The sequence below is a fragment of the Fictibacillus nanhaiensis genome (genome assembly GCF_049537595.1).
In the GTDB taxonomy this organism is placed as follows: domain Bacteria; phylum Bacillota; class Bacilli; order Bacillales; family Fictibacillaceae; genus Fictibacillus; species Fictibacillus nanhaiensis_F.
Window position 1 is genome coordinate 983618 of record NZ_JBMULM010000001.1, and the last position, 18267, is coordinate 1001884.

The following is an 18267-nucleotide window of genomic DNA, read 5'->3' on the forward strand; positions in this document are numbered from 1 at the left end:
ATCCTTCCCAAAAAATACCTAACCTATTTGAGAGGTGATTGAAAATGAGACTACTACATACATACGGATTACTATTGATTTTGTTTCAACTAACTGGCTGTTTTAATGATTCTATTTACAAAAAAGATGAGACGAGCCCAGAGTTTCAACCAAGAGAATATTATAGAAAGCATGTTAGTTTTTCTGAAGCCGGGGTTTCAACAGCATCTTCACTTGCTGAAGAAATGAAACGGGAAATTAAGCAAAATAAATTTATTAAACGTGCAGTGGTTGTAAAGAAAGAAGGAAAATACGTAGTAGCGATACAAATGAAATCTTATCATTATAAAAAGGCAGAATTACTGAGTAAAAAGTATAAGCTAGCCTGGGAAGAAAAGTGGAAAATTCCAATTGAAATAACATTCAAACCAGAAGAATACCGTAAAGTTGAAAGAGAATTAGCCACAAAAAAATAGAGCGTATATTTACGCTCTACATTAAAACTTGCTGTAATCTAGCATGAAGAGATCTTCTATCGATTTCTTTTTTAATAAGTAGAATAAAGTCATTGCTAAGTTTCAGCTCTCTAGCCTTTAAATAGGATTCAATCAACAGGTCGTCTGAAAGTTTTTCCATAATATAGCCCTTTAATAGCGGCATGGTCACCTCCTGCTTTTAATAAGAAATGGTGAAAAGTATTCTACATTCATATTTGAGTGAATATGATGATAAGTTCATGATTTATGTACTTGCTTTATGTACTTTGAAGCTTACCATGTATTGTAAAAAGGAACAACCGTTCGTTTATCCACAGTGTTTGGTGGATAAGTTGTGGGTAAAATGTTAACATCTTTAAGAAAGATAGCGAATACTTAGGTAAATAATGTGAATAAGATTATCCACACTTTGAGTAGGGGAACAATTTGTCGAAAACTTTTTATATTTCTAAAAGCGAATGTTTTTATCACTGAGTAAAATTTATCTTGCTTAAATATTTTATTTAGCCGAAAAACCTGATAGAAAAATCTCTAAATTTATATATAATGACAGTTATTGTAGAAAAATCGTTTGTACTTCCATTCATTACTGGTAAAATAGAAACGTTGAAAAGGAAACGTGAAGAGGTGCTAGAATGTTAAAACATTTTTTGCCGGATCAACATGTTCAAAATATATTGGACATCACACCGGAAATGTTAGTTGAACGAGGAGTAAAAGGTATTATCACGGACTTGGATAATACGCTTGTTGAATGGGACAGACCTGAAGCTACTCCAGAATTAATCGAGTGGTTTACTTCTATTAAAGAAAAAGGTATTTTGATCACAATTGTTTCAAACAATACACAGCATAGAGTAAAGAGCTTTTCAGACCCTGTGGGTATTCCGTTTATCTACAGTGCAAGAAAACCAATGACCAAAGCTTTCAAACGTGCTCTAAAAGATATGAAGCTGAAAAATGAACAAGTTGTTGTTATTGGAGATCAACTCCTTACTGACGTACTTGGTGGGAATCGATTAGGTTTGCATACTATACTCGTAGTACCAGTGGCAAGCAGTGACGGTTTTTGGACAAGGTTTAACAGAAAGATCGAACGCATCATATTGTCTTGGATGAAAAGAAAAGGCATGCTGCATTGGGAGGAATAGGTTTGGAACAAATTAAATGTGTGGGTTGTGGAGTTACCATACAAACAGAAGACAAAGAAGCGCTTGGATACGCACCTCTTTCAGCACTAACGAAAGAGCTGCCTATTTGCCAGCGCTGTTTTCGTTTAAAACACTATAACGAAATTCATGACGTAAGTTTGACAGATGATGATTACCGTAAAATCGTCTCAAGTATTGGAGATGAAGATGCACTAGTTGTGAAGATCGTTGATATCTTTGATTTTAATGGAAGCTGGTTACCGGGACTTCATCGTTATGCAGGAAACAATCCGATACTTCTTGTCGGTAACAAGCTTGATCTGCTTCCAAGATCAGTGAATCCGAACAAGGTTATACATTGGATGAAGAAGGAAGCGAAAGAGTTAGGCTTAAAGCCGATTGATGTCAAATTGATCTCTGCTGAAAAAGGTTATGGTATTGAGGAATTGGCAGAGTCTATCGATCATTATCGCCAAGGAAAAGATGTATATGTTGTAGGCTGTACGAATACAGGGAAATCTACTTTCATAAACCGTTTGATCAAACAATTTGGCGAGGAAGCCGCTGATTTAATCACAACTTCTCATTTTCCAGGAACAACACTAGATCTAATTGATATTCCACTTGATGGAAGAAGTCACATGTACGATACACCTGGAATCATTAATCACCACCAGATGGCGCATTTTGTATCTAAAAAAGAATTGAACATCATCATGCCTAAAAAAGAAATCAAACCTATGGTGTTTCAGTTGAATGAGTTGCAGACACTGTATTTTGGCGGACTCGGAAGAATGGATTATATAAAAGGCGGCAAACAGTCATTTGTATGCCATTTTTCAAACCATTTGAACATCCATCGAACGAAGACGGACAAAGCGGACGAACTATATGAGAAACATCTTGGTGACATGTTAGCTCCACCTGAAGATACGGAGAACTTTCCGAAGCTAAAACGCTATGAATTTGTAATAAAGGAAAGCAAAACAGATATTGTGATCTCTGGACTAGGCTGGGTAACCTTCCCAGAAGCAGGGGCGAAGGTCGCATTTTATGCACCAGAGGGTGTAGCAGTAACGGTAAGAAAATCCTTAATCTAAGGAGAGATTTTCATCATGATTAAAGCACTTGTCATCGGAGATCCAATCGATCATTCCTTATCACCCATCATGCAAACAGCGGCATTAAACGAATCGGGTATATCTGGAACCTATGAAAAAAAACGTGTTTCTTCGGATGAATTGGATAAATTTATTAAATTCCTGAAAGAAAGCAACTATGCAGGATGTAACATTACCATTCCTCATAAAGTAGCCATTCTTCCGCTTTTAGACGAGGTTGATGAGGAAGCAAAAGAGATAGGCGCTGTTAACACAGTCGTGAATAAAGATGGAAAACTTATTGGGTATAACACAGACGGTAAGGGATTCTTATTAGGTTTAAAAGACATGATCAAAAAGCCATTGTCGGAGTTAAACGTATTATTGATTGGAGCTGGTGGTGCTGCACGATCTATCGCTTATTCACTAAGTAAGGAAGCACCAAACTATATGGCGATAGCGAATCGTTCAGAAGGTCGTCTTCATTCTTTGTTAAAAGACTTAAACGATGAACGTATTAAGGGCTTGTCTTTACAAAGAGCTGAAGAAGATCTTGCTCTTTTTGATATTGTAATCAACACGACCAACGCGGGTATGCATCCACAAACTGAATCTATTCCACTGAAACTTAACTTTTTAAAGAAAGGCGCAGTGGTAATTGATATCGTGTATAATCCGCTAACCACAAGATGGCTTAAGGATGCACAGGAAAGAGGCGCCACAACGGATAATGGTGTATCTATGCTCGTTATGCAAGGAGCTATGGCATTTGAAAAGTGGACGGGCACTTTCCCAGATACAAATAAAATGAAACAAGTCGTTTTGGAACAACTTAGGAGGTAACTATGCTTACAGGTAAACAAAAACGTTTTTTACGATCAAAGGCACACCACATTCAACCTATTTTCCAGGTTGGAAAAGGTGGAGTAAATTCAAATTTAGTCAAACAGGTTGACGAAGCACTCGAAGCAAGAGAACTAATAAAAGTTAGCGTGCTTCAAAACTGTGAAGATGATAAAGATATGGTAGCGTCACAGCTTTCTTCTGGTTCAAAAGCAGAGTTAGTACAAGTGATCGGAAGCACAATCGTACTTTACAAAGAATCGATCAATCAAAAACGCATCCAACTCCCATAAGGAGTGACATTGTAATGAATAAACATATAGGACTTTTTGGAGGTACGTTTAATCCACCACATAATGGACATCTGCTTATCGCACAAGAAGCATTCACTCAATTGCATCTAGATGAAGTGTGGTGGATGCCTTCCTCTTCCCCTCCTCATAAAGAGAAAGACATGGAAGTCTCCGATGAGGAGCGCATAGATATGGTTCGAAAAGCGATTGGTAACAATGAGCATTTTTCCCTTTCTTTACTTGAATTTGAGAGAAGTGGACCTTCATATACTATTGATACGATACGACTTCTAAAGGAAAAATATCCACAAGCTACATTTACTTTTATTATGGGTGGGGATATGGTCCATTCCTTAAGCAGTTGGCATGAAATTGATGAGTTAAAGAACCTTATTAATTTTGCAGGTGTCGGTCGTAGAGGTTACGCCGTTGACCAACATTGGGAGAGGTATCAGGTAAAACATGTAGAAGTACCTATTATCGAGATCTCGTCATCGTTTATCCGTAATCGATCACGCACTGGTCAGAATATTCGTTACTATGTCTCAGATGAGGTCTGGAATCATATAAAGGAGCACCGCCTTTATGGAACGAACTAAAGCACTGGAAATTGTGAAAAAAAAGCTTACAGAGCACCGTTTTATTCATACTTTAGGAGTGGAAGAAACAAGTCTTGCCCTAGCGCAGAAATTTGGAGTGGATCTGAAAAAAGCAGAAATAGCAGCAATTTTTCATGATTATGCTAAATTTCGGCCAAAAGAAGAAATGAGAGATATCGTACGAACTGAAGGACTTTCCCAAGACTTGTTGTACTATGGAAACGAAGTGTTGCATGCACCAGTTGGAGCGTTTTTAGTTCAAGAAGAAGTTGGAGTAACAGACAGAGACGTTTTAAGTGCTATCTATTACCATACAACGGGTCACGGAGCGATGACTAGGCTTGAAAAAGTGATATTTTTAGCAGATTACATCGAGCCGAACCGTACGTTTCCTGGGGTGGAGAGTGTTAGAGAGATGGCAGAGAGTGATCTTGATCAAGCTTGTTTGATGGCGGTTAAAAACACGATCACTTTTTTAATGAAGCAGAATCAAAAAATCTATCCACTCACGTTTGAAGCTTATAACGGATTGCTTCAAGAGATTAAATTAAAAAAAGAGAAGGAGTGCACTGGATGAACGTAAAAGAGCTTATGGAATTGGTCGTGAAGACCGCTGATGATAAAAGAGCAGAAAACATTGCCGTGTTAGATATGGAAGGAATCTCTCTTGTAGCAGATTATTTTGTTATCTGTCATGGTAATTCTGAGAAACAAGTTCAAGCCATAGCGAGAGAACTGAAAGATGTTGCCCTAGAGAATGAAATTCAGATTCGCCGAATGGAAGGCTATGACCATGCAAGATGGGTTTTAATCGATCTAGCAAATATTGTTGTTCATGTATTTCATCGTGATGACCGCAGTTATTATAACCTTGAGAAATTATGGGGAGACGCAAATAAGATTGACGTAGATGCTATTATTGCCCCACAACAAAACATATAGATGAGTTATCAGCGATTTGCCTATCTATACGATGAGTTGATGGAGGACGCTCCATACGATGAATGGCTTCAATTTGTTAAAACATCAGCTTCGAACTATTTGGAAGATGGTAAGCGGTTTTTAGATGTAGGCTGTGGAACGGGATCGATGACGATCCTACTTGCAAAAGAAGGATTTGAAGTAACCGGTGTTGATCTTTCTTCAGACATGTTGATGGTTGCAAAAGAGAAAGCTGAATTAGAAAAAGTTAACCTGTCCCTTTTTCAGCAAGATATGCGAGAGTTAGAAGGACTAGGTGTTTTTGATTGTGTTACGATATTATGTGACTCACTGAATTATATTCTGAAAGAAGAAGATGTGAAACGCACATTTCTTTCAGCAGGTAACCACCTCAAAACAGGAGGACTTCTTCTTTTCGATGTGCATTCCTTACATAAGATCAATGAAATTTTTATTGGACAAACATTTGGAAGTAACGATGAAAAGCTCTCTTACATATGGCAATGTTATCAAGGTGAGCTTGAAAATAGTGTAGAACATGACCTGTCCTTCTTTATGCAGAATGGTGAACGATACGAACGATATGATGAACTGCATACACAAAGAACATTTTTCGTCGAGGACTATTGCAATTGGTTAAGAGAATCTGGCTTTGAACATCTAGAGGTCTCCGCAGATTTTAAAGGAATAGAACCTACAGAAGAAAGTGAACGGATCTTATTTGTTGCGAGAAAAAAATAAAATGATGAGAAGGCAGCCTATGTGCTGTCTTTTTGATTAGGAAGCGTTACAATTACACTTAAGATTTAATACTTTTCTATAGAATTAGGTGATATATATATGTTTGATCAAGATCCATTGTTCAAGAACAACATTCTAGAAACGATCATCGATAGTGCTTACGAGTGGATAGTCGTTGTTGATCACGAAGGAATCGTTCGATACATGAATAAAACGTACTGCGAGTTTCTTGGCGAAAATCCTAAAGAAGTAATAGGAAAGCATGTTACAAAGGTAATTGAAAATACAAGAATGCACAAAGACGTATTACAAGGAAAAGTTGAGATTGCGGACCTTCAGTTCATTAGAGGCAACTACATGATCGCAAACCGCATTCCTATCCTAAACGAAGGAAAAGTGATAGGAGCTGTTGGTACTGTCATATTTAGAGACACAGAACAATGGAAAAAGATGAACTCTCACATAAAAGCTCTTCTTCACGAACTTAATTTTTATAAAAAAGAGTGGGAAGAAATTAATGGTGCTTCCTATACATTGAATGATTTTGCAGGTACATCAAGAGAAGTCCAAAAAGTAAAGAAGCATGTGAAGAATATTGCCAGTGGAGATCTATCAGTGTTGATTCGAGGGGAGAGCGGAACAGGAAAAGAGTTACTGGCTCATAGCATTCATCAATTGAGTGAAAGAAGTGGAAAGCCCTTCATCAAACTAAATTGTGGAGCGGTTCCGGAGCATTTGTTTGAATCAGAACTGTTCGGCTACTCTGAAGGAGCATTTACTGGAGCAAAGAAGGGTGGTAAATTAGGGAAGTTTCAGCTTGCAGACGGTGGAACTTTATTCTTGGACGAAATTGGGGATCTTCCCCAAAGCATGCAAATAAAACTACTGCGTGTTCTGCAAGAAAAGGAAGTAGAGCCAATAGGTTCAGTACATACACAAAAAGTAAATGTCCGGGTAATCGCGGCTACCAATCGCCCGCTAGAGACATTAATTAGTGAAAATAAATTTCGTGAAGACTTGTTCTATCGTATAAATGTTCTCCAAATTCAAATCCCACCTCTTCGTGAGAGGAAAGAAGATATCTGGCCGCTCGCGGAAAACTTTATCCGATTGAACTGTGCTGAAACAGGTAAACGAATTCTAAGTATCGATGATGATGTTAAAGAAGCATTCTTAGCCTACAGCTGGCGGGGAAATGCGAGAGAACTTAAGAACTTTGTAGAAGCAGCCATCCAGCTTACACATAGTGACCGATTATCACTAGATGTCTTTCCTGATTTTTTAAAAGAAAAACTCGGGATTAATAAAAAACAGCTGACCCTTAAAGAACACGTTCAAGAAACTGAGAAAAATGTGATCTCTTATTACTTGGAGACGATGAACGGCGACATTATGCGCGTCGCTAAACATCTAGGCATCGGAAAGACAAACCTATATGATAAGATAAAAAAATATAACATCCGATAGTGCACTCTGGGTTTCCGAAAAACCGGAAAGAGCTTCCGTTTTTTCGGAATGCTTCATTTTATTAATTATATCTGACTACCCAAGTCCAATTCGGTTTATGTAGTCTTTCAATAGTCGCATTATCTATGAAGCAGCTTTCTGTTTTCCGTTTTTCCGGAAAATCTGAAATTTCTAGCTCATAACATATACTTTCCGTTGTTGGCATGAAACTTGCAAATAAACTACAGGGTGTAACAGATTTGGAAAGGTGATGATGCTAAAAAAATGAAAGCGCTTCAAAAACGTTAAATTGATAGAATGGGGGAACTTGAAAATGGACATTATTATTATTTTATTAGCTTTATTCTTTTTAATGTTCGTAGCTTACAGAGGATTCAGCGTTATTTTATTCGCGCCGATCGCTGCATTGTTTGCTGTATTGCTTACTGAACCTGGTCACGTATTGCCTTTCTTCTCTGGAGTATTTATGGAGAAGATGGTAGGTTTCATCAAACTCTATTTCCCGGTCTTCTTACTAGGAGCGATATTCGGGAAAGTTATCGAAATGTCAGGCTTTGCAAAATCAATCACTCAGTTTGTTATCAAACTGATCGGACCTGCCAGAGCGATGCTTGCAATCGTACTTGTAGGGGCAATTTTAACTTATGGCGGGGTGTCATTATTTGTTGTTGCTTTTGCACTCTACCCGTTTGCATCTGAACTTTTTAAACTTGCTGATATTCCTAAAAGACTCATACCAGGTACGATTGCGTTAGGTGCTTTTACGTTTACGATGGATGCTTTTCCAGGTAGCCCTCAGATTCAAAATATAATTCCTACATCTTTCTTCGGAACAACAACATGGGCTGCACCATGGCTCGGATTTATCGGAGGAATGTTTGTTTTCATCATAGGTATGATCTACCTTGAGTGGAGACGTAGACAAGCGGCGGCAAAAGGTGAAGGATATGGAACAGGTCATACGAATGAGCCTGAAAAGCTGGATTCTGAAAATCTTCCAAATGCTTTTATAGCGATTCTTCCGCTTATTCTAGTAGGAGTGTTCAATAAATGGTTCACCGTCCTAATTCCACAGTATTACGGTAAGACGTTTGATTTTTCTGCTATTGGTATGAAGAACGTGCCTGAAATTCAGATTCCAACACTTGCTGCTGTATGGGCAGTTGAAGGAGCTTTGATCATTGGTATCGTGACCGTTCTATTGTTCTCTTTCAAGAGAATTAAAAACAATTTTAATAAAGGAATTAATCTATCAATAGGCGGAGCGTTACTTGCAACATTAAATACAGCATCAGAGTATGGATTTGGTGGTGTAATTGCAGCACTTCCTGGCTTTACTGCAGTCAACTCGGCGATGTCGAATACGATTAAAGACCCGTTGATCAATGAAGCGGTTACGACTACAACGTTAGCAGGTATTACTGGATCGGCGTCTGGCGGGATGAGTATAGCACTCGCGACCATGAGTGAAACGTATATCGCACAAGCAGATAAACTAGGAATCGATACAGAAGTACTTCACCGTGTTGCTTCAATGGCGAGTGGTGGAATGGATACACTCCCTCATAACGGTGCTGTTATTACTTTGTTAGCCGTTACAGGTTTGACTCATAAACAAGCGTATATCGATATTTTTGCGATGACTATCATTAAAACGGTAGCAGTGTTTGTAATCATTGGTTTGTATTATGGATTTGGTATCGTTTAAACCATTTTTCTGATAAAGGAGTAATTATTCCATGAGAGCGTTTGTTGAGGGGAAAGTTGTTTTTATTACGGGAGCAGCTAGTGGAATCGGTTTGCAGTTAGCAAAGGCTTTTGCTGAACAAGGAGCAAAAGTTGTGATCAGTGATTTGAATGATGAGAAGGCAAAGGAATCTGCACAACTGTTAGCTCAAGATGGTCTTGAAGCAATCGGACTTGGCTGTAATGTGACCAAGGAAGAAGATATAATAACAGCGTTGGACGAAACACTGAAATATTTCGGACGCATTGATGTCCTCATCAACAATGCAGGATTGCAGTATGTATCTCCACTTGAAGAATTCCCGACTGAGAAATTCCAGCAGTTGATCAGTGTAATGCTTACGGCTCCATTTATTGCAACAAAACATGTATTTCCTATCATGAAGAAACAAGGGTTCGGACGCATCATCAACATGGCGTCCATTAATGGGCTGGTAGGTTTTGCGGGAAAATCTGCTTACAACAGTGCGAAGCATGGAGTTATAGGTCTAACGAAGGTGGCTGCCTTAGAAGGTGCACCATTTGGAATAACGGTAAATGCGGTTTGTCCGGGGTATGTTGACACACCTCTTGTAAGAGGACAATTAGAAGATCTCGCTAAAACGAGGAACGTTGAGTTAGAAAAAGTGTTGGAAGAAGTGATCTATCCGCTTGTGCCTCAAAAAAGATTGTTAGATGTTCAGGAAATTGCAGATTATACACTCTTTCTTTCAAGTGAAAATGCAAAAGGTGTTACTGGGCAAGCGATTGTGATCGACGGTGGATATGTCGCGCAATAAACGATAGATAATTTATTGACATTCACTATATTTAGTGTCAAAGTATATAGTACAAACCTATATATGGAGAATTCAGGTGCCGGATTATCCGGCTTAAAAGGGAATTCGGTGCAATGCCGAAGCTGTCCCCGCAACTGTAATTGTGGACGAAATGGAATAGCCACTGTACAGATTAGTTATTTATAATGACTGCTGTATGGGAAGGCCCAAAGTAGGAAGAAGCAAAAGCCAGTAGACCTGCCTGAAGACTCCTATTTTCTTTTCCTCGGGGATTGGGAGAAAGAACAGCGGCTGTTTAATGCGGGCGATTGTCTGGCAAAATACACGTGATTCTTTCACCCTCTTCCTGATGGAAGAGGGTTTTTATTATGACGAAGGAGTGTATTAACTATGAAATTGACAACTGAAAACTCTTTACTCGGGGAGTGGTTGAGGAGTTGTGTCAAAAATTTCCCGAACATACAAGCTGAAAGCTTTTTAAAAAATGCGGAGAATTTGGAAAGTCATACAGGAGAACCCAGCTCACTTTATAGACAGTTGATCATGGAGGCATTAAATGGATTAAATGCAGAGAACCCGCAGTGGACGTTTGTAGCTTCAGAGATCTATTTAAGGCAATTATATGAAGAAGTGATGATCAATCGTGCTGAAGAAGGAAAACGTCCATATACGAATCTTTATGGCTTAATCTCTAAGTTAGTAAGTTTGAATATCTATGATGATACCATTCTATCAGCATACTCTAAGGAAGATTTGGAGAAAGCTGAACATATGATCGATCCATCTAAAGATAAGCTTTTTACATACATCGGACTTAAAACGCTTGCTGATCGATACTTGGCAAAAGGATTCAACCATGAAATCTATGAATTGCCACAAGAGCGTTGGATGTTGATCTCTTTGTTTTTAATGAGAGACGAGAATCCAACGAATAGACTTCAACTAGTCGAAGAAGCATACTGGGCGCTCTCGAACCTATATATGACGGTTGCCACCCCGACTTTAGCGAATGCAGGCAAGAGTTATGGTCAGCTTAGTTCTTGTTTTATTGATACGATCGACGATAGTTTAAGAGGGATCTTTGATTCTAATACAGATGCTGCGACTGTTTCGAAAGGTGGGGGCGGACTGGGAATCTATCTCGGTAAGATTAGGGCTAGAGGTTCCGACATTAAAGGATTCAAAGGAAATTCATCAGGTGTGATACCGTGGATGAAGCAATTGAATAACACGGCCGTTTCTGTAGATCAGCTTGGACAGAGGCAAGGGGCGATAGCAGTCTACCTGGATATTTGGCATAAAGATATCTTGGAGTTTTTAGATGCAAAGTTAAACAATGGTGATGAACGAATGAGGACACATGACCTATTTACTGGTGTGTGTCTGCCAGATCTTTTCATGGAACTCGTGGAAAAACGCGAGGATTGGTATCTGTTCGATCCTCATGAAGTAAGAAGGATCAAAGGCTACTCGTTAGAAGACTTCTATGATGAAACGGTTGGTTCAGGAAGCTTTAGAGAGATATATAGAGATTGTGTAGAAGATGAGAGAATTTCAAAAAAATGTGTTCCTGCTATTGAAATCATGAAACGAATCATGAAGTCGCAACTTGAAACGGGAACACCGTTCATGTTTTATCGAGATACTGTAAACCGGTTAAATCCTAATTCTCACAAAGGGATGGTCTATGCTTCTAACCTGTGCACAGAAATCATGCAAAACATGTCAGCAACAGTTGTCACGTCAGAGGAAGCAGAAAACGGAGAGATCGTTATCAGAAAAACGCCAGGAGATTTTGTTGTTTGTAATCTATCGTCTCTCTCACTGGCAAAAGTAATCAGTGATCATGTATTAAAAAGAGTCATCGATATCCAGATCCGAATGCTTGATAACGTTATTGATCTTAATCGTATAGATGTACCTCAAGCAGAACTTACGAATAAGAAATATCGTGCGGTGGGTGTAGGTACGTTTGGATGGCACCACCTTTTAGCGAAAGAGGGAATCAAGTGGGAAAGTGAAGAAGCCGTTAGGTATGCTGATAACCTTTATGAAATGATTAATTATCATGTAATCAATGCTAGTTGTGAGCTTGCGAAAGAAAAGGGAAGATATCCGGCATTTTCAGGTTCGGATTGGGAAACCGGAAACTACTTTTCTAAGCGTAACTATTTCTCTGAAGAGTGGAAGAGTTTAAAAGAAAGAGTAAATATACACGGTCTAAGGAATGGGTACCTTATTGCGGTTGCACCGAATTCATCAACGTCGATCATCGCAAATTCAACGCCGAGTGTGGATCCGATATTTAAAAAATTCTATTCTGAAGAAAAAAAGAATTACAAGATACCTGTAACAGCACCTGACTTGAATGCAGACACAACTTGGTTTTATAAATCTGCGTTCTTAATCGATCAAACATGGAGTATTGAACAGAACGCAGCTAGACAAAGACATGTGGATCAGTCCATTTCGTTTAATCTCTATGTTAATCACAATATTAAAGCAAAAGAACTGTTACACCTTCATATGCTTAGCTTTAAAAAAGGCTTGAAGACTACGTATTATACCCGATCTACGTCGATTGAGTTAGAAGGATGTGAAAGCTGTGAAAGTTAAAGAGGCTGTACAACTCAAAGAGAGAAAAATCTATGATGTGGAAGCTCCTAACCGATCTACAGGAATAATCAACGGTAAGAGTTCAAATATATTAAACTGGGACGATGTGAGATATAAGTGGGCTTATCCTTTATATAAAAACATGTTGGCTAATTTTTGGACCCCGTTTGAGATCAACATGTCGAGTGACAGCAAGCAATATGTTAACTTGAGTGAAAAAGAGCAAGATACTTTTAATAAAATTATTGGTTTATTGGCGTTCTTAGATAGTGTTCAAACAGATTATTCGAGCAAGGTTGCAGCGTATTTAACAGATTCAAGTCTTGCTGCGCTCATGGCCACTCTATCGTTTCAAGAAGTCGTTCATAATCAGTCCTACTCGTACGTGTTGTCTTCCTTGGTACCAAAGTCCACACAGGATGAAATATTCGAATACTGGAAAACGGATGAGGTGCTAAGAGAGAGGAATGATTTCATTGTAGAAGGGTATCAGGAATTTCTTCAACATCCTACTCCTCAATCCTTTTTGAAATCTATTATTTACGACGTGATTCTGGAAGGATTGAATTTTTATTCTGGATTCAGCTTCTTCTATAATTTAGCCAGAAATCAAAAGATGGTTTCAACTTCAACGATGATCAACTATATTAATCGAGATGAGCAGCTGCATGTGTATCTGTTTACTCAAATTTTCAAGGCTGTAATAGAAGATGATCCGCAATTAAGAGATGAAGAGCTGGAGAGGTTTGCGAGAGAGACGTTTCACCGAGCTGCCGAGCTTGAGATCAAATGGAGTAAGTATATAATTGGAAATTCATTTGAGGGAATTTATGAATCCGATTTAGAAGCTTATATCAAATTCATGACAAATAAAAGGTTGAACGAATTAGGCTTTAGCAAACTATATCCAGATTACAATAAGAATCCGCTTCCTTGGATAAAAGCATATTCTGATGTGAATTCAGGAAAAAGTGATTTTTTTGAGCAGAAATCGAGACAATACACGAAAGTTTCTGATGAAAACGGGTTCGATGAACTATAGAAAGCCGGGATTTAGATCCCGGCTTTCTTTTTTTAGATGTTTTATAATGACGATAGAAATTACTTAAGTTCTTCTTTCACTTCAAACTGTTGACTTACTTTGTCGCATTCTTCATGATATTTTTCGTGTGTACGCTTAATGACATGATCGAATACTTCATCAACCTCATTACTCAGAATCTTAATACCCTCTCCTGTGATACCACCCTTTACACATACCTTCTGAATGAGTGTTGGTAATGTATAGATATCTTTTTCCAGTAGTTTTCCCATTCCGATGATCATATCGCTTGCGAGTTGGGTTGCCTGTGCTTTTGTGATATCGGTTTGATCGACTGCAGAATCAATAAAGCATTGTAGAACATAGCCGATAAAGGCAGGACCGCAACTTGCAATATCAGAAGAGATTCTAGTGATGTTTTCATCGATAACGAGTGGAGTAGAAATATAGCTCATCAAAGATAGCAGCTTCTCTTTATAATCAGGGTGACACCTTTTTCCGAACGATACAAGAGATGATCCAGCTAGTGCCCGGTTATTAATGCTCGGGATAGCTCTTGCAATATTGCAATCTAGCAAATCTTCCAACTGTTCACAGGAAATAGGACTCGTAATAGAAACGAGCAGTTGATGTTTAGAGATAGAATTTTTATTGCTAGAAAGCAACGAATAAAACTCGTGTGGTTTCACACATATAAACACAATCTCAGCGAAACGAAAAACCTCTTCAGGATTATTCCCAACCTTCATTTTTGGATAGGCATTCTGCAGCCTCTCCGCTTTTGACAGTGTACGGTTAGTTACCATGAGCCTTGATGGCTGAATGGCTGAAGATTCGATAAAAGAAGAAGCAAGAACGCTTCCCATATTTCCGGTTCCGATAATTCCAACCTTCATATCTGAACCTCCTTCCTCTACGTTCAAATTTATGCACGTTGTGAATCAAATATGTTTTTTGCAAGTTCAAGCCTATTTAAGAAGGTGAAATGATGGGAAAATACAAGCAGCATATGAACTGGTTCCTTGGCGGTGGCATATTTTTGATCCTTGTAATTGTTGTATCTCTAATGAATTATTTTCAAAGTGAACCAAATATGCCTAATACCTCACAAATACCTAAACAAATAGAACCGGAAACGCCAATTTCCACCGACAAGCCTAAGCATATTAATAAGGGTATTAATAAAGAAAAGAATGAAATTATGGTTGACGTACAAGGAAGTGTAACGCGTCCAGGAGTTTACGAGTTGAAAGATGGAGACCGCGTGTTACATGCCATACAGATGGCAGGGGGCTTTACAGATGGAGCTGAAGTTCGTTCTGTTAACCAAGCGTTAAAAATATCCGATGAAATGATCGTATATGTTGCTGAGAAAGGTGAAAAGTTTGAATTGAATCCTGCAAATGCATCAAGAAATCCAGCTGACGAAAAAACCACCGCAATTAACATCAACTCTGCAGATGAAACAGTACTCCAAACGCTAAACGGTGTGGGTCCTGCTAAAGCTCAAAGCATTATTTCTTATCGAGAAGAGAATGGTCCGTTCACTTCTTTGGAACAGTTATTAGAAGTAAGAGGGATCGGAGAAAAGACCATTGAACAATGGAAAGATCAAATTAGCTTTGAATAAGGGTTTTTATTGATTCTTTAAATGACGAATACTACACTAGGGTTATAGAAATAGAGGAGGCGGTTAGCGTTGCAGCGAATATCGTGGAACGAATATTATATGGCACAAAGCCAATTGCTTGCCCTAAGAAGTACATGCACTAGATTAGCTGTAGGGGCAACAATAGTAAGAGATAAACGAATTATCGCTGGAGGTTATAATGGCTCGATCTCAGGTGGTGTTCATTGTATTGATGAAGGCTGTTATGTCATTGATGGACATTGTGTGAGGACGATTCATGCAGAGATGAACGCACTATTGCAATGCGCGAAGTTTGGTGTACCTACAGAAGGTGCTGAAATGTACGTTACCCACTTCCCTTGTCTGCATTGTTGTAGATCGATCATACAAAGCGGTATTAAAAAAATCTATTATGGTCAGGATTATAAAAATCATCCATATAGCATTGAGCAGTTTAAAGAAGCAGGAGTAATCGTTGAAAAAGTTGAAATGAACTTCTTGCCTTCTACATTTCTTACTCATAAAGCATGAACCCTAGATATGCCGTCTTGAGTGCATGCTCTGCATTCTATGGGATATGGCTATTTCAGCATTCTTCGGTAACCGGGTTAGTATTACTGGCTATCCTGGTTATCGTTATTGTAGTGCAGCTCAAAATAAAATCAGTTTATGTCCTCGCTTTTCTCCCAGTCTTTTTCGTTTATTCTTATTACGATAACACGAATAGTTTCTCAAAGCTTCCACAGGAGCAGTTGCAGTTTTCAGGCAAAATAAAATCAATCCCCAAAATAGATGGTAACCTACTGAGCTTTGAACTTGTAACGAATGATGAAACAATTATTGTTTACCATAAAATAAAATCCGCAGCCGAACAAGAACAGCTGAAAAAATTAAGCTTGAATTTGTCATGCGTTTTAAAAGGAAAACTCGAGGAACCCCGAAAAAGAAGTCATTTTTATGGAATGGATTATCATGAGTATTTAAAGAACAAAGATATCTTTTGGACTCTAAAAACGATTGAATTTGGTGTGGATCACTGTGGGAAGTCAAGTAAATTAAGTGTTCATGATTACATAAAAGCTTGGAGAAGTAAGAATATTAATGAACTAGAAAGTCATTTTTCCAATAACACAGCTGGTTTGATGAATGCTCTGCTCTTTGGATACAGAGACGGAATTGAACCGGAAACACTTCACTATTATCAAGGTTTAGGACTGACCCATCTATTGGCGGTATCGGGATTTAATGTTGGGATTGTTACTTACTTTTTATACTTAATCCTTGTTCGGATAGGTGTTATTAAAGAGATAGCTTATGGGTTTATCATTCTTTTTTTGCCGATCTACATTGTTCTAACGGGAGCAGAGAGTTCAATCATACGAGCTGGTATGATGGGGATCATTGTGATACTCGTCATGATGTTAAGAAGAAAAGTGCACCCTGTGACACTGTTGTCCGCTGTATGCATAGGGATGCTAAGCTTCAATCCTTCCTTTGCTTTTGAACTTGGGTTTCAACTTTCGTTTTTAATGACCTTCGTATTGATCACTTCTATTTACGTTCTCAAAAACGCGTCACCTCTCAGATTACTGATTATCACTTCCTTTATCTGTTCCATATACTCTTTTCCGATCATCCTGTATCACTTCTTTGAATTTTCCTTATTGTCGATTCCCTTTAATGTGTTATACATCCCTTTTGTATCAATGCTGCTGTTTCCCATTTCTTTTATTAGCCTGCTTCTTGCTATATTTGCTCCAAAAGTGATTGTAATCGTTAAAGAGATTATTGAATTTATATTTTATTTTTCTGTCGTGTTTATGGAAAAAGCGCAATTTCTCAAAATGACAGTTGTTTTAGGAAGACCGGTAGAATGGCTATTTATCCTTTATTTTGCGGGGATCTTATTTTTTCTTTATAGATGGGAAGTTACTAAACGTATTCACATAATGTATATAGTGCCATTTCTAACTGCTTGCTTCATCCATTGGGGACTGCCTTATGCCAACCCAAAAGCAACGGTATCTTTTATAAATGTAGGACAAGGAGATAGTATTCTTGTGGAATTGCCTTTTAGAAAAGCGGTCTATATGATTGATACTGGTGGTACAGTCTCATTCAATCAAAAAGATTGGGAAAAAAGAGAAGAAGAATATGACGTTACAAAAGAAGTCGTACTTCCTTTCATAAAAGCGAAAGGAATTCGGCATGTAGATGGATTAATCATTACTCATGGAGATGCGGATCATGCTGGGGGAGGAGAGTTTTTGCTTGAAAATATAAAAGTGAGCCATGTTTTTTTGCCTAATAATCGAAAAGGCAATAACCTTGAGACGCTGATTGAAACTAAAGCAACCAAGAAAAACATACATGTGGTGAAGTTAGGTAAAGGTATGCAATGGGAACCAACTCACTCCCATTTTTTCGTTCTGCATCCAGGGTCTAAAGAAAGTACCTCAAATAATAATTCTATCGTTCTTTGGCTTAAGATCTACGATCGTACGTTTTTACTAACGGGTGATATTGAAGCTGAAGCTGAAACTGAGATCACGAACAGTTTTCCACATATAAAAACTGATGTTCTTAAAGTTGGTCACCACGGAAGTGGAACATCTTCAACCGTTTCTTTCTTAGATAGCGTCTCACCCGGTTATGGAATTATCTCAGCCGGCGAGAATAATTTATATGGCCATCCAGCACTAGATGTTTTGAAAAGATTACGAGATAGAGGTATTGTTATTTATCGTACAGATGAACATGGGGATGTTTCAATTGTGGTAGACAAAAAGAGGTTAAAAGTTAAAACAGCAAAATAAAAAAGGACCGAATAAATTCGGTCTTT

General features: G+C 38.3%; 19 protein-coding genes and 1 riboswitch. Of the genes, 17 read left to right on the forward strand and 2 right to left on the reverse strand.

The window, feature by feature from the left end; all coding sequences use genetic code 11:
• Window positions 1-44 precede the first annotated feature (44 nt).
• A complete protein-coding gene (locus ACOZ9X_RS04830; RefSeq protein WP_423417224.1) occupies window positions 45-455 on the forward strand; it encodes a hypothetical protein in 411 nt (136 codons plus the stop codon).
• Between the two features lie 16 nt (window positions 456-471).
• On the opposite strand, the gene ACOZ9X_RS04835 is transcribed toward ACOZ9X_RS04830, so the two are convergent.
• Window positions 472-615: a sporulation histidine kinase inhibitor Sda gene (locus ACOZ9X_RS04835; RefSeq protein WP_144703357.1), complete on the reverse strand. Its 144-nt coding sequence runs from the start codon at window positions 613-615 to the stop codon at window positions 472-474.
• Between the two features lie 496 nt (window positions 616-1111).
• Here ACOZ9X_RS04835 and ACOZ9X_RS04840 point away from each other — a divergent pair, with 496 nt between their 5' ends.
• From ACOZ9X_RS04840 to ACOZ9X_RS04900, 13 genes are all read left to right on the forward strand, one after another.
• Complete coding sequence (locus tag ACOZ9X_RS04840) at window positions 1112-1627, forward strand: YqeG family HAD IIIA-type phosphatase (RefSeq protein ID WP_066396361.1); 516 nt, start codon at window positions 1112-1114, stop codon at window positions 1625-1627.
• A complete protein-coding gene (gene yqeH / locus ACOZ9X_RS04845) occupies window positions 1624-2727 on the forward strand; it encodes a ribosome biogenesis GTPase YqeH (RefSeq protein ID WP_423418221.1) in 1104 nt (367 codons plus the stop codon). Before ACOZ9X_RS04840 ends, yqeH begins: the two co-directional genes overlap by 4 nt.
• A gap of 15 nt (window positions 2728-2742) precedes the next feature.
• Window positions 2743-3570, forward strand: coding sequence for a shikimate dehydrogenase (aroE, locus tag ACOZ9X_RS04850; protein WP_423417225.1), 828 nt, complete (start codon window positions 2743-2745; stop codon window positions 3568-3570).
• A 2-nt stretch (window positions 3571-3572) separates the two neighbouring features.
• Window positions 3573-3863, forward strand: coding sequence for a ribosome assembly RNA-binding protein YhbY (gene yhbY / locus ACOZ9X_RS04855; RefSeq protein ID WP_423417226.1), 291 nt, complete (start codon window positions 3573-3575; stop codon window positions 3861-3863).
• Between the two features lie 14 nt (window positions 3864-3877).
• The gene (locus ACOZ9X_RS04860; RefSeq protein ID WP_423417227.1) at window positions 3878-4462 is read left to right on the forward strand and encodes a nicotinate-nucleotide adenylyltransferase; all 585 of its coding nucleotides are present in this window, start codon (window positions 3878-3880) and stop codon (window positions 4460-4462) included.
• The gene (gene yqeK / locus ACOZ9X_RS04865; protein ID WP_423417228.1) at window positions 4449-5039 is read left to right on the forward strand and encodes a bis(5'-nucleosyl)-tetraphosphatase (symmetrical) YqeK; all 591 of its coding nucleotides are present in this window, start codon (window positions 4449-4451) and stop codon (window positions 5037-5039) included. The genes ACOZ9X_RS04860 and yqeK overlap by 14 nt, the downstream gene beginning before the upstream one ends.
• On the forward strand, window positions 5036-5404 hold the full coding sequence (rsfS, locus tag ACOZ9X_RS04870) for a ribosome silencing factor (RefSeq protein ID WP_144698944.1): 369 nt from the start codon (window positions 5036-5038) through the stop codon (window positions 5402-5404). The genes yqeK and rsfS overlap by 4 nt, the downstream gene beginning before the upstream one ends.
• Window positions 5405-6145 (forward strand): class I SAM-dependent DNA methyltransferase, encoded by a 741-nt coding sequence (locus ACOZ9X_RS04875; RefSeq protein WP_423417229.1) that lies wholly within the window; start codon window positions 5405-5407, stop codon window positions 6143-6145. It abuts the gene before it with no gap.
• 99 nt (window positions 6146-6244) lie between these two features.
• Window positions 6245-7612 carry a sigma-54 interaction domain-containing protein gene (locus ACOZ9X_RS04880; protein ID WP_423417230.1) on the forward strand — a complete coding sequence of 456 codons (1368 nt, stop codon included), beginning with the start codon at window positions 6245-6247 and terminating at the stop codon, window positions 7610-7612.
• Window positions 7613-7925: 313 nt separating this feature from the next.
• A complete protein-coding gene (locus ACOZ9X_RS04885; RefSeq protein WP_423417231.1) occupies window positions 7926-9320 on the forward strand; it encodes a GntP family permease in 1395 nt (464 codons plus the stop codon).
• Window positions 9321-9351: 31 nt separating this feature from the next.
• Window positions 9352-10137 carry a 3-hydroxybutyrate dehydrogenase gene (locus tag ACOZ9X_RS04890; RefSeq protein WP_423417232.1) on the forward strand — a complete coding sequence of 262 codons (786 nt, stop codon included), beginning with the start codon at window positions 9352-9354 and terminating at the stop codon, window positions 10135-10137.
• Between the two features lie 57 nt (window positions 10138-10194).
• A riboswitch (cobalamin riboswitch) is annotated at window positions 10195-10396 on the forward strand.
• Window positions 10397-10527: 131 nt separating this feature from the next.
• Window positions 10528-12753: a ribonucleoside-diphosphate reductase subunit alpha gene (locus tag ACOZ9X_RS04895; RefSeq protein WP_423417233.1), complete on the forward strand. Its 2226-nt coding sequence runs from the start codon at window positions 10528-10530 to the stop codon at window positions 12751-12753.
• The gene (locus tag ACOZ9X_RS04900; RefSeq protein ID WP_423417234.1) at window positions 12743-13795 is read left to right on the forward strand and encodes a ribonucleotide-diphosphate reductase subunit beta; all 1053 of its coding nucleotides are present in this window, start codon (window positions 12743-12745) and stop codon (window positions 13793-13795) included. Before ACOZ9X_RS04895 ends, ACOZ9X_RS04900 begins: the two co-directional genes overlap by 11 nt.
• A gap of 59 nt (window positions 13796-13854) precedes the next feature.
• Here ACOZ9X_RS04900 and comER read toward each other — a convergent pair whose 3' ends face one another.
• The gene (comER, locus tag ACOZ9X_RS04905) at window positions 13855-14691 is read right to left on the reverse strand and encodes a late competence protein ComER (protein ID WP_423417235.1); all 837 of its coding nucleotides are present in this window, start codon (window positions 14689-14691) and stop codon (window positions 13855-13857) included.
• A gap of 305 nt (window positions 14692-14996) precedes the next feature.
• Here comER and ACOZ9X_RS04910 point away from each other — a divergent pair, with 305 nt between their 5' ends.
• From ACOZ9X_RS04910 to ACOZ9X_RS04920, 3 genes are all read left to right on the forward strand, one after another.
• Window positions 14997-15425, forward strand: coding sequence for a helix-hairpin-helix domain-containing protein (locus ACOZ9X_RS04910; protein WP_423418222.1), 429 nt, complete (start codon window positions 14997-14999; stop codon window positions 15423-15425).
• A gap of 69 nt (window positions 15426-15494) precedes the next feature.
• The gene (locus ACOZ9X_RS04915; RefSeq protein ID WP_066396327.1) at window positions 15495-15956 is read left to right on the forward strand and encodes a ComE operon protein 2; all 462 of its coding nucleotides are present in this window, start codon (window positions 15495-15497) and stop codon (window positions 15954-15956) included.
• Window positions 15953-18241 carry a DNA internalization-related competence protein ComEC/Rec2 gene (locus ACOZ9X_RS04920; RefSeq protein WP_423417236.1) on the forward strand — a complete coding sequence of 763 codons (2289 nt, stop codon included), beginning with the start codon at window positions 15953-15955 and terminating at the stop codon, window positions 18239-18241. The genes ACOZ9X_RS04915 and ACOZ9X_RS04920 overlap by 4 nt, the downstream gene beginning before the upstream one ends.
• Window positions 18242-18267 lie beyond the last annotated feature (26 nt).